The organism is Salmonella sp. SAL00672 (assembly GCF_046552175.1).
Taxonomy (GTDB): Bacteria; Pseudomonadota; Gammaproteobacteria; order Enterobacterales; family Enterobacteriaceae; genus Salmonella; species Salmonella enterica.
Genome location: NZ_JBGDUQ010000020.1, coordinates 1 through 10,807 on the forward strand (window position 1 = coordinate 1; position 10,807 = coordinate 10,807).

A 10,807-nucleotide genomic window follows, 5' to 3' on the forward strand; every position below is an offset into this window, starting at 1 on the left:
GGTCGTTAGCTCAGTTGGTAGAGCAGTTGACTTTTAATCAATTGGTCGCAGGTTCGAATCCTGCACGACCCACCAATATACAAGGTGGTAACTGGTAGAGAACGTGAAGGTTAACGTTGCTTTAGCAACGGCCCGAAGGGCGAGGCGAAGCCGAGTCATCCTGCACGACCCACCATCCTGAATGATTGAAGCAGTAACCCTTATCCAAGGGGTCGTTAGCTCAGTTGGTAGAGCAGTTGACTTTTAATCAATTGGTCGCAGGTTCGAATCCTGCACGACCCACCAGTGTAAAAAGGCGCCCTAAAGGCGCCTTTTTGCTATCAGTCATTTATTCCTTTATTCCATCCTCTCTCCTGGAGCCAAATAGGTACGATTTCGGCTCTGTTCATTTCACAACACCTGATCAAATATACATGTACACATGGCTGTTGGAGGGAATTCTGATGACAGAAAATTTGCGGCAATTACTTAGTTTTCTTCTGAAGGCGAAACAATGCACCTACGCAAGTTCGGGTGGCATCACAAACAAAGTTTCTCCATTTAACGGAGCAAAAATCCTGGAGTACGAAGAAGGTGAGCTGTTTTATCGGGATCTCTATTTTGGTTCCCTGCAGTTCAGTGGTCAGGAGGTTATTTACCAAAAGGGGAATTCTGTTTGGTCGATGAGTTATTCCGGTAAGTGTTCCGAAGGAATTAGCCCCGAAATCATCTATGATTTTTTACGACAGGCATTATTAAAATCGACTTTAGAAGCGCCGTTCCGAGGGCCGCTGACTCTTTACGGCGATAATGGTCTTCGCTATACCAATCTCTATACAGGCGATATTGATTTCTTTAGCGGGCACGAACAGATCTGGCAGGACGAAGTTCTCGCCTATCAACTCTATTATTCTGGCGGATGGATAGATTAGGGTAGCGCGGAATCGGTGCGAAGCACCGATTCCGGAAGGGAACAAAATTCATCACGACATTTCTCCCATAATCGGCTATCTTGTTTAGCATATAAAACATATTTCCGTGGTAATGGTGAATGCACACCTTAAAACGCGCATTTCGTTAAGTCAGTAAAACGAGAAGCCACGATGAGCGTAATGTTTGACCCACAAGCCGCAATCTACCCGTTCCCGCCGAAACCAACGCCGTTGAACGACGACGAAAAGCAATTTTATCGTGAGAAAATCAAGCGGTTGCTCAAAGAGCGCAATGCCGTCATGGTGGCGCACTACTACACCGATCCGGAAATTCAACAGTTGGCAGAAGAAACCGGCGGCTGTATTTCCGACTCACTGGAAATGGCCCGTTTCGGCGCGAAGCACGCCGCATCCACGCTGCTGGTAGCGGGCGTACGGTTTATGGGGGAAACCGCCAAAATCCTCAGCCCGGAAAAAACCATTCTTATGCCTACCCTGGCGGCGGAATGTTCGCTGGATTTAGGCTGCCCAATAGACGAATTTAGCGCTTTTTGTGATGCGCATCCTGAAAGAACCGTCGTGGTCTATGCTAACACCTCGGCTGCTGTTAAAGCGCGTGCGGACTGGGTTGTGACCTCCAGTATCGCCGTAGAATTGATTGAGCATCTGGATAGTTTGGGGGAAAAAATTATCTGGGCTCCGGACAGACACCTGGGGAATTACGTGCAAAAACAGACCGGGGCCGATGTACTGTGTTGGCAAGGGGCGTGTATCGTGCATGATGAGTTTAAAACCCAGGCGTTGACCCGTTTAAAAAAAATCTATCCCGATGCCGCTCTTCTGGTTCACCCTGAATCGCCGCAGTCCATTGTCGAGATGGCCGATGCGGTGGGCTCCACCAGTCAGCTTATTAAGGCGGCAAAAACGCTGCCGCACAGACAGCTTATCGTGGCGACCGATCGCGGCATCTTCTACAAAATGCAGCAGGCGGTGCCTGAAAAAGAGCTGCTTGAAGCGCCCACGGCTGGCGAGGGGGCGACCTGCCGTAGCTGCGCGCACTGTCCGTGGATGGCGATGAATGGCCTGAAAGCCATTGCTGAAGGGCTGGAGCAGGGAGGCGCGGCGCATGAAATACAGGTTGATGCGGCGCTACGCGAGGGCGCATTACTGCCCCTCAACCGGATGCTGGATTTTGCGGCTACACTTCGGGCGTAAAGACGGAAATCTTTGGGGGAGAGAATGGATTTTTTTAGTACGCACAACATACTGATTCATATTCCGATTGGCGCTGGCGGGTACGATCTCTCGTGGATCGAAGCGGTAGGAACCATCGCCGGCCTGCTCTGTATTTGGCTTGCCAGTCTGGAGAAGATCAGCAACTACTTTTTTGGACTGGTTAACGTTACCCTGTTTGCGATTATTTTCTTTCAGATCCAGCTTTATGCCAGCCTGTTGCTGCAACTCTTTTTCTTTGCCGCCAATATTTATGGCTGGTATGCGTGGTCGCGGCAAACAAAGGATAATGAGGCCGAGCTTAAAATCCGCTGGCTGCCGTTGCCAAAAGCAATGGCATGGCTGGCGATATGTGTGATAGCTATCGGTTTGATGACGCGATATATCGATCCCGTATTCGCCGTCCTGACGCGCGTGGCCGTCGCCATTATGCAGATGCTGGGGTTACAGGTGACAATGCCTGTACTGCAACCGGACGCTTTCCCGTTCTGGGACTCTTGCATGATGGTGCTGTCTATCGTGGCGATGATTTTGATGACACGCAAATATGTCGAAAACTGGCTCCTGTGGGTGATAATCAACGTAATCAGTGTGGTGATTTTTGCTTTGCAGGGCGTCTATGCGATGTCGCTGGAATATCTGATCCTGACATTTATCGCCGTGAATGGTAGTCGCCTGTGGATAAACAGCGCGCGGGAGCGAGGATCGCGCGCGCTTTCCCGTTAATGGTGATGAACATGCCCGGATGGCGTCTGATTCAGATGACAGTCCGGGCCGTGACACACTTGATATTCCATCTGAATCGTAGCGTGCGCAATATGGTATTCGTGCATCAGGAAATCCTGGATACGTTCCAGCAGCGCATCATGGTCGTGTGGCGGAATGACCTGAGCGTGCAATGTCATGACCGGTTTTTCGCCGACCATCCAGACATGCACATGGTGTACGTTACGGACTTCGGGGATTTCCCGGCTTAAATGGCGCTGTAAGGCATTAATATCCAGTGAAACCGGCGCGCCTTCCAGCAATTCGTTGACGCTATCTTTTAACAAACGCCAGGCGCTGCGTAGTACCAGTACCGAAACCAGAATAGAGAGAATCGGGTCCGCTGGCGTCCAGCCCGTCCAGATAATGATCAACGCGGCGACTATTGCGCCGACGGAACCCAGCAAATCGCCCATCACATGTAGCGCGGCAGCGCGCACGTTCAGGTTTTTTTCATCGCTTCCCCGATGGAGAATCCAGAACGCAAACAGGTTCGCCAGCAGACCCGCGATCGCAATCACCATCATCAGATTGCCCGCCACCGGACGTGGCGTGTAAAAGCGCTCTATCGCTTCCCAGACAATGAGAAGGGTAATGACCACCAACGCAATGGCATTCACAAAAGCCGCCAGTGTGGTGAGTCTTAGCCAGCCAAAAGTGTGGCGAACAGTCGGGGGACGACGGGAAAATTGAACCGCCAGCAGCGCAAAGAGAAGGGCCGCCGCGTCGGTGAGCATATGTCCCGCATCCGCCAACAACGCCAGAGAGCCGGAGAGTATCCCGCCCACCACCTCAAGGAGCATAAATCCGGCAGTGACGATAAAGGCGAAAAGCAGGCGACGAGCATTATTATCTTTCGGCAGGTGTGAATCGGCATGAGAGTGTGAGTGCGCCATAACGTCATTCCTTTGTTATTCTCATCAATACTGTAGACATCATACTGATTTTTCGCTGACAAAATAAAAAGGAGAGCGAAAGCTCTCCCGTTATCAGACTTTTTTCTGCATTACTGTGTGGTACCGTCGGTTTTGGTATTCACGTCATTATTGACGCCATTACCGGTTTCCACTTTTTTATTAATATCCGGGCAGCGACCGTCTTTACACATGGTATTTTTATGCTCTTCATCCTTGGTCATTCCGTCATGATTCATGGTTGAACCGTCTGGATGCTGCATCGTGCTGTTAGTATTGCCGTTGGTATTGATGTCGTTGTTATTCACATCATTCGGCGCTACATTCTGGCGGGCGTCCGGGGCAACCTGACCGGCATTTGCCGCCGAGTTCGCCTGGCCATTACTGGATTGCGCGTTAGATTCAGCAGCTAACGCTGCGCCGCTGGCAAGGCCGAGGGTAGCGGTGAGTAAAAGCGTAGTCAGTTTTGTCATTTTCATAAGATGCTCCTGTTATGGTGGATATGTCGGATAACCTCTTCCAACAGTGCACGTGTCAGTCAAATCCTCAAATAAGGGATAAAAAGCGTTCGCCGCCGCGGGTTAACGCAGCAGAGAATCTTGCAATAATTCATAAACAGAGTGGTTACAGTTAAAAAGTGTAGGTTAGATCCCATTTTTCGCTACATTTGTGCGTTTTTTTCCTGAATTCCAGGATTATTCCGTTCAAAGTGTAAAAGCCCGTTTACACTATTTAATTGAAGAGATAGATTGGAGGGATTGCATTCATTGGGATAAGTACGGCAACACTGGAATAAACATGAATTATCAGAACGACGATTTACGCATTAAAGAAATCAACGAGTTATTACCTCCGGTCGCGCTGCTGGAAAAGTTTCCCGCTACGGAAAATGCAGCGAATACCGTTGCTCACGCGCGCAAAGCCATCCATAAAATTCTCAAAGGCAATGACGATCGTCTGCTGGTTGTGATCGGTCCTTGTTCAATTCATGATCCGGCAGCGGCGAAAGAGTATGCCGCCCGTTTGCTGGCGCTACGCGATGAGCTTCAAGGCGAGCTTGAAATTGTCATGCGCGTCTATTTTGAGAAACCGCGTACTACCGTCGGCTGGAAAGGGCTGATTAACGATCCGCACATGGATAACAGCTTCCAGATTAACGACGGTCTGCGTATTGCGCGCAAACTGCTGCTGGATATTAACGACAGCGGCCTGCCTGCCGCCGGCGAATTCCTCGATATGATCACGCCGCAATATCTGGCCGATCTGATGAGCTGGGGCGCCATTGGCGCGCGGACTACTGAATCCCAGGTTCATCGCGAACTGGCGTCTGGCCTCTCTTGTCCGGTCGGTTTTAAAAATGGTACTGATGGCACGATTAAAGTCGCCATTGACGCCATCAACGCCGCCGGCGCGCCGCATTGCTTCCTCTCCGTCACTAAATGGGGTCATTCGGCGATTGTGAATACCAGCGGCAACGGCGACTGCCATATCATTCTGCGCGGCGGTAAAGCGCCAAACTATAGCGCGCAACATGTTGCTGAGGTGAAAGAAGGCCTCATCAAAGCGGGACTGACGCCGCAGGTCATGATCGATTTCAGCCATGCCAACTCCTGTAAGCAATTTCAAAAGCAGATGGAGGTTTGCGCCGATGTCTGTCAGCAGATAGCGGGCGGTGAAAAAGCGATTATTGGCGTGATGGTAGAGAGTCATCTGGTAGAAGGAAACCAGAGTCTGGAAAGCGGTCAGCCGCTGACCTACGGTAAAAGCATTACTGACGCCTGTATTGGCTGGGAAGATACCGATGCGCTGCTTCGTCAGTTGTCGGCAGCGGTAAAAGCCCGTCGCGGCTAAGTTTAGTTTCTATCCTGTGGTGAAGTGCAGGATAGAAAACATATCGGTCCGGTAACAGCCTACCGGACCGATATTGCCAATATTAATGTATTATTATTTGGCGTACTTGGGTACTTCCTGCTTCTGGAGAGTATTTCCTTCCGAATCAATTCCTACAATGACTCTATAGCGGTCAAAATATAACTTCTTAATGGATTCTGTTCCTAATTCTTCGTAGGCAACAATTTCTACTGATTTAACATGTTTTGTATTAATTGCAGACGCTCCTCCAATCCCGAGTAGCGAAACCCCACCGTATTTTTTACAAAGCTCAGCGACATAATCAGCACGATCGCCTTTGCCAAGAAACGCAGTTGCCCCTTGTTGAAACATCATTTCTACAAATGGGTCCATACGCGCGGCCGTTGTAGGACCGTTGGAGCCAATAGGTAAACCAGGTCTGGCAGGGCAGGGGCCAGCATAGTAAATCGTTTGGTTTTGAAAATCGACCGGTGATTTTTCTCCGTTACTAAGCGCTACTTCGATTTTTTTATGCGCGGCGTCACGGCAGGTGTAAGCAAATCCAGTGAGAAATAATATATCGCCGACCTTAAGAGTTTTCGCTTTCTCTTTAGTCAATGGTAATGTTAATTCCATCATAGCTTCTCCAGGTATTAAATGATTTCACTAGCGTGGCGGCTTGCATTACATTGGAAATTGATTGCGACTGGCAGTGCAGTGATATGGCAAGGATAGTAATCGACATGCACGCCTAACGCCGTAATACGCCCGCCCATACCTAAAGGGCCGATCCCTGTATTATTCACGGCCTCTAATAATTCAGCTTCGAGCTGGGCATAAAGTGGTTTAGCATTGAACTCACCAAGAGGGCGTAATAATGCTTTCTTAGCCATCCACGAACAGTGATCCATTGTACCGCCAACGCCGATACCAATAATATAAGGAGGGCATGGATTGCCTCCTACACGACGGACAGTTTCCAGAACAAAATCTTTTATACCATCAATACCATCGCCGGGAAGCAATGTTTTAAAAGTTCCCATATTTTCGCTACCGCCGCCCTTTGGCATAACGGTAATTGTCACTCGGTCACCATCAACAATTTCAGTATGTAAAATTGCAGGAGTATTATCATTAGTATTAATACGTTCTAATGGATCTGCAACCATGGATTTTCTTAAGTATCCATTTTCATAGCCCTGGCGAACACCCTGGTTCACCTGATCTTTAAGCGGCTTACCTTCCCAGCATACATGTTGTCCAATTTCCATTATAACGATACAAGTGCCGGTATCATGGCAGCATGCAAGTTGTTCTTTTTTTGCATACTCTCCATTATCAATTAATATCTTAATGGTTTCCTTGCCGATCTTTGACTCTTCTTTATCATATGCTTTACGAAAAGAACACATGAGATTATCATCCAGTTCATAACAAGCTTTTTTTACAAGTTTTTCGATAACCGGAATGATAATTTCTGTATTTAATATACGACTCATACTCCCTCCAGTGCTATGTTGCATTGTTTTATCCATTGATCACATTTTCATGATATTCGTATTCATTGTAGGAAGGAAATATGTTATTTTTATTAAATGATAAATTTTATTTATAGTAGTGGAAAATAGATGGAAATTAGACAATTAGAATATTTTGTAAGCGCTTCTTTGTTAGGTAACTTAACCAGAGTTGCTGAGCGGCATTTTGTTTCTCAACCTAATATCACCATTGCTATTAAGAAGTTAGAGACTGAATTAGGGGTGACATTATTTGATAGAAAGAAAAATAAACTTGTCCTTACTGAGGAGGGCATGTTTTTCTTACAAAAAATTGAACCTATCCTTATTGCGTTAAAAAATAGCGTAGCGGAAATGAAAGATTATCGTAATGAAAATGGTGGCATAGTAACTTTGGGGATCCCACCGATGATAAGTTTGTTTCTTTTTTCACCGCTCTTCAAGCATTTCCGAGAGATTTATCCAGAGATGGAACTCTCTCTTGTTGAAGAGGGGACTTTTGGTTTACATGATAAACTTTCTGCTGGAGAGCTGGATCTTGCTATTGTTATTATTAATGACTGTCCAAAAGAATTAGTTACGGTACCATTAATGACTCAGCAGCACGTGGTATGTATGTCAGATAAACATCCCCTGGCAAAAAAGGATAGTATCGATTGGGAAGATCTACAATATGAGCCATTGATACTAATGAAAAAAGATTCCTGGCATAGAAAAACGATTATTGAAGAATGTACAAAGCGAGGAATTCATACACATATTTTTCTATCATCAAACAGGGTTCAAACCAACATAGATCTGGTTGCTAAAAATGAAGGAATTTCTTTCATTTTGGACGCTGTCGATCTTAAAGCCGAAAAAGTAATAACCAAGGCCATGACTGAGCCGACTTATGTTACGATTGGTTTGGCCTGGAAGAAAGATAAATATTTATCATATGCAACCAGAGCGTTAATTAAATTTATTGAGGATTATATTAAAGAACATTTTACAATTAAATAATTATATTTGTTCTTCAACAAAAATTTCCCATAGATCTTCGGCATCTGGAGGCATTCTCTTGGCTGGTCTATAAAGTCTTATTTCTATGGGGACCCATAAATTGCTTTCTTTTTCCGCTGCAGTAACAATAGTTTTAGCCTCTATATCTTGCCTGGCAAGGCTTTGAGGTATCCAGGCAACACCATCGCCAGATCTGACCATTGCCAATAGTGTTGCTGCCAGATCGGCCACAAAGGCAACATTTATATTATGGGTAATTCTGTTAATAGACGCTGTATTTGCTATTATTCTTCCCAGACCTGATTGTGATGAAAAAGAAAGGTAAGGGAATTGAATATTATTATTTATATTCCACAACGGTTTTAACGTTTCTGAGTCTGGTTTACTGAATGGAATTAATGTATCAAACCCAAGACGAATGCTCATAAAGTTATTTTTATTTAAATTTAGATGCATATGTGGGTGATGGTGACACAGCAAAAATTGTGAATCTCCCTGCCGCATCATTTTTTCGCACGCATTCAATGAGTCAGATAAAAGACGAAATGAACCAAATTTTGCAATTTTATCACTCTGTTTTAACAAATGCGGTACAAAAGAGAAAGACAAAGCATGCGTTGCTGAAAAAACAAGACTAGGTTGTTTATTACCTGCGGCCTCAAGGGTATCACTTTTCAATGTGTACAAGGAGTGGATCAGTTCGGGAAGCTGGTCTGTAAATACTTCTCCGGCCTTGGTAAGGGTGACTCCCCGTTTACTTCTTTCAAAAAGGGGCGTACCCACCCATTCTTCGAGAGATTGTATCCGACGACTAAATGCGGGTTGAGTCACATATCTTGAGGCAGACGCTTTTGAGAAATTTAACGTTTCTTTTAGAGCCAGACAGTCTTCGAGCCATGTTAGTTCGAGGTGATGCCGATATTGCATAAGCTGCAACCTTATTAGCATTGGATGAGTTTCATTTATATAAGTAGCATTATACACAGACAGATTTTAAGAGGAAATTATTTGATTAAACAGAAACAAAAGCAGTAAGAATATGTTATGCCTTTGTCGGGTAAGTGTTGTTATTTATGTGAGTGTATTCTTTCTCAATAGAAATTAATTAGATGTAATTTTAGTATAACATGTGATTTATGCTTGTTGCAGTTGTATTCATGACTGTAATGAGTTGTTTTTGTACCCTAATAATATAAGGACGTATACATGTCACCAGCGATTATTACTTTGTTGGTTTTAGTGGTTGCAATAATTATCTTTGTTAGCGATCGTCTTCCTATGGGATTAGTTGCATTTATGGTCCCAATGGCACTTTATTTTACCGGTGTTATCGATGCTAAGGATATTTTTGCTTCAATCGTAAATGCGAATGTTATTCTTATCGTCGCCATGTGTGTACTCGGTGCGGCATTTTTTAAAACAGGTTTGGCATGGCAATCAAGTAAAATTTTACTAAAATATGCTAAAACAGAAAGAAGCCTTAGTGTATTGATTTTTCTTATTGGTGGAGTTATGTCTGCCTTTGTTTCTAATAGCGGAACAGTTGCTGTGCTAATTCCTATTGTTTTAGGTATTGCCGCCAGTAGTCAGATTAAGCCTATTAAACTTCTTATGCCTCTGGTTTTTGGGGCAACAATCGGTGCTGACATTTCTATTATCGGTTCGCCAGGAAATCTGATTGCTAAAAATACTATTGAAACTTTTAGTAAGGGAAGTCTGTCGGTGCCATTTTTCGAATACGCTAAAATTGGTATTCCTTTGCTGATTGCATGCTCTATATTTCTCTATTTCTTCGGTTCAAAACTCATCGCAGATCGTGATGGAAATACACAATCTGATTCTCAAATGGATTATAGCCAAATTCCGGCCTGGCATAGAAATTTAACTTTAGCCGTTTTTATTCTGTCTATCGCTGGAATGGTGGCAACTGATTATATTAAGTTTCTGCCTCCAATGCATATTATTGCATGTTGTGCGGCTATTATTCTTGTATTCGCTGGCGTTTTAACACAAAAGGAAACTTTTAATTCTTTTGAAACGCTAACTGTTTTCATGCTTGCGTTTATGATGCCTTTAGGTGCCGCGCTTAATTCTACTGGTGCTGGAGAAATGATTGCCAATGCCGTTATTTCAGTAACCGGAGATTCTGGCGTTATGATTATTATGGCGTCATTGTGGATACTTACATGGGCTTTGACTCAAGTAATGAGTAACACTGCAGCATGTACGTTGTTATGCCCGGTAGGATGGACTATCGCACAGTCTATTGGCGCAGACCCTCGTGCAGTTGTTATTGCTGTTTTTATTGCGAGTAGTGTTGCTGTTTGTACCCCAATGGCTATTCCAGCAAACTCAATGATTATTGGCCCGGGGAATGTTAAATTTAAAGATTTCTTAAAACCCGGATTGGCGATTAGTTTGGTTTGTTTTATCGTTAGTATGATTTTACTACCGATATTTTATCCCTTCTATTAATGCCTGATATTACTTTTCTATTTTAGATTATTAAATTTGAGACTTTATTATGAATAGTTCGGTGCTATTAGGTGAAGGCTTCACCCTGATGTTCCTCGGCATGGGGTTCGTGCTGGCGTTTCTGTTCCTGCTGATTTTC

Annotated in this window: 11 protein-coding genes, 1 tRNA gene, 1 other RNA gene and 1 pseudogene; 9 read left to right on the plus strand and 5 right to left on the minus strand. The window is 44.8% G+C overall.

Annotated elements, in window-relative coordinates:
• The first annotated feature begins 6 nt into the window (after positions 1 to 6).
• The 5 genes from ACLJTG_RS23465 to pnuC all read left to right on the plus strand — a co-directional run bounded on the left by ACLJTG_RS23465 (position 7) and on the right by pnuC (position 2,870).
• Positions 7 to 175, plus strand: a non-coding RNA gene (locus ACLJTG_RS23465) — RtT sRNA.
• Positions 176 to 209: 34 nt separating this feature from the next.
• A tRNA-Lys gene (locus ACLJTG_RS23470) sits at positions 210 to 285 on the plus strand.
• 158 nt (positions 286 to 443) lie between these two features.
• The gene (locus ACLJTG_RS23475; protein ID WP_001749103.1) at positions 444 to 911 is read left to right on the plus strand and encodes a DUF5680 domain-containing protein; all 468 of its coding nucleotides are present in this window, start codon (positions 444 to 446) and stop codon (positions 909 to 911) included.
• Between the two features lie 171 nt (positions 912 to 1,082).
• Positions 1,083 to 2,126, plus strand: a complete 1,044-nt coding sequence (nadA, locus tag ACLJTG_RS23480) for a quinolinate synthase NadA (RefSeq protein WP_024792426.1) — start codon at positions 1,083 to 1,085, stop codon at positions 2,124 to 2,126.
• Positions 2,127 to 2,150: 24 nt separating this feature from the next.
• Positions 2,151 to 2,870, plus strand: coding sequence for a nicotinamide riboside transporter PnuC (pnuC, locus tag ACLJTG_RS23485; protein ID WP_000345361.1), 720 nt, complete (start codon positions 2,151 to 2,153; stop codon positions 2,868 to 2,870).
• Here the strand turns inward: pnuC and zitB are convergent.
• The gene (gene zitB, locus ACLJTG_RS23490) at positions 2,867 to 3,805 is read right to left on the minus strand and encodes a CDF family zinc transporter ZitB (protein ID WP_000951245.1); all 939 of its coding nucleotides are present in this window, start codon (positions 3,803 to 3,805) and stop codon (positions 2,867 to 2,869) included. The two genes, pnuC and zitB, sit on opposite strands and share 4 nt — an antisense overlap.
• 110 nt (positions 3,806 to 3,915) lie before the next feature.
• Positions 3,916 to 4,302 carry a YbgS-like family protein gene (locus ACLJTG_RS23495; protein WP_000784380.1) on the minus strand — a complete coding sequence of 129 codons (387 nt, stop codon included), beginning with the start codon at positions 4,300 to 4,302 and terminating at the stop codon, positions 3,916 to 3,918.
• A gap of 319 nt (positions 4,303 to 4,621) precedes the next feature.
• Between ACLJTG_RS23495 and aroG the strand changes: the two genes are divergently transcribed.
• Positions 4,622 to 5,674, plus strand: a complete 1,053-nt coding sequence (gene aroG, locus ACLJTG_RS23500; protein ID WP_001109233.1) for a 3-deoxy-7-phosphoheptulonate synthase AroG — start codon at positions 4,622 to 4,624, stop codon at positions 5,672 to 5,674.
• Between the two features lie 93 nt (positions 5,675 to 5,767).
• Here aroG and ACLJTG_RS23505 read toward each other — a convergent pair whose 3' ends face one another.
• A complete protein-coding gene (locus ACLJTG_RS23505) occupies positions 5,768 to 6,313 on the minus strand; it encodes a FumA C-terminus/TtdB family hydratase beta subunit (RefSeq protein WP_000970374.1) in 546 nt (181 codons plus the stop codon).
• Positions 6,314 to 6,327: 14 nt separating this feature from the next.
• Complete coding sequence (locus ACLJTG_RS23510; RefSeq protein WP_000086831.1) at positions 6,328 to 7,173, minus strand: fumarate hydratase; 846 nt, start codon at positions 7,171 to 7,173, stop codon at positions 6,328 to 6,330.
• A gap of 129 nt (positions 7,174 to 7,302) precedes the next feature.
• Between ACLJTG_RS23510 and ACLJTG_RS23515 the strand changes: the two genes are divergently transcribed.
• Positions 7,303 to 8,193 (plus strand): LysR family transcriptional regulator, encoded by an 891-nt coding sequence (locus tag ACLJTG_RS23515; RefSeq protein ID WP_000405927.1) that lies wholly within the window; start codon positions 7,303 to 7,305, stop codon positions 8,191 to 8,193.
• Here ACLJTG_RS23515 and ACLJTG_RS23520 read toward each other — a convergent pair whose 3' ends face one another.
• Complete coding sequence (locus tag ACLJTG_RS23520; protein WP_077913686.1) at positions 8,194 to 9,177, minus strand: LysR family transcriptional regulator; 984 nt, start codon at positions 9,175 to 9,177, stop codon at positions 8,194 to 8,196.
• A gap of 222 nt (positions 9,178 to 9,399) precedes the next feature.
• On the opposite strand from ACLJTG_RS23520, the gene ACLJTG_RS23525 reads away from it, so the two are divergent.
• Both ACLJTG_RS23525 and ACLJTG_RS23530 read left to right on the plus strand, forming a co-directional pair.
• A complete protein-coding gene (locus ACLJTG_RS23525; protein ID WP_021000076.1) occupies positions 9,400 to 10,668 on the plus strand; it encodes an SLC13 family permease in 1,269 nt (422 codons plus the stop codon).
• 49 nt (positions 10,669 to 10,717) lie between these two features.
• A pseudogene (locus ACLJTG_RS23530) lies at positions 10,718 to 10,807 on the plus strand (oxaloacetate decarboxylase subunit gamma); the annotation flags it as partial.

Bases quoted from the DNA above. Each gene is read 5' to 3' on its own strand.
- aroG (WP_001109233.1), top strand. From the start codon at position 4,622: ATGAATTATCAGAACGACGATTTACGCATTAAAGAAATCAACGAGTTA.
- ACLJTG_RS23505 (WP_000970374.1), bottom strand. From the start codon at position 6,313: ATGATGGAATTAACATTACCATTGACTAAAGAGAAAGCGAAAACTCTT.
- ACLJTG_RS23515 (WP_000405927.1), top strand. From the start codon at position 7,303: ATGGAAATTAGACAATTAGAATATTTTGTAAGCGCTTCTTTGTTAGGT.
- ACLJTG_RS23525 (WP_021000076.1), top strand. From the start codon at position 9,400: ATGTCACCAGCGATTATTACTTTGTTGGTTTTAGTGGTTGCAATAATT.
- ACLJTG_RS23495 (WP_000784380.1), bottom strand. From the start codon at position 4,302: ATGAAAATGACAAAACTGACTACGCTTTTACTCACCGCTACCCTCGGC.
- zitB (WP_000951245.1), bottom strand. From the start codon at position 3,805: ATGGCGCACTCACACTCTCATGCCGATTCACACCTGCCGAAAGATAAT.
- ACLJTG_RS23475 (WP_001749103.1), top strand. From the start codon at position 444: ATGACAGAAAATTTGCGGCAATTACTTAGTTTTCTTCTGAAGGCGAAA.
- nadA (WP_024792426.1), top strand. From the start codon at position 1,083: ATGAGCGTAATGTTTGACCCACAAGCCGCAATCTACCCGTTCCCGCCG.
- pnuC (WP_000345361.1), top strand. From the start codon at position 2,151: ATGGATTTTTTTAGTACGCACAACATACTGATTCATATTCCGATTGGC.
- ACLJTG_RS23510 (WP_000086831.1), bottom strand. From the start codon at position 7,173: ATGAGTCGTATATTAAATACAGAAATTATCATTCCGGTTATCGAAAAA.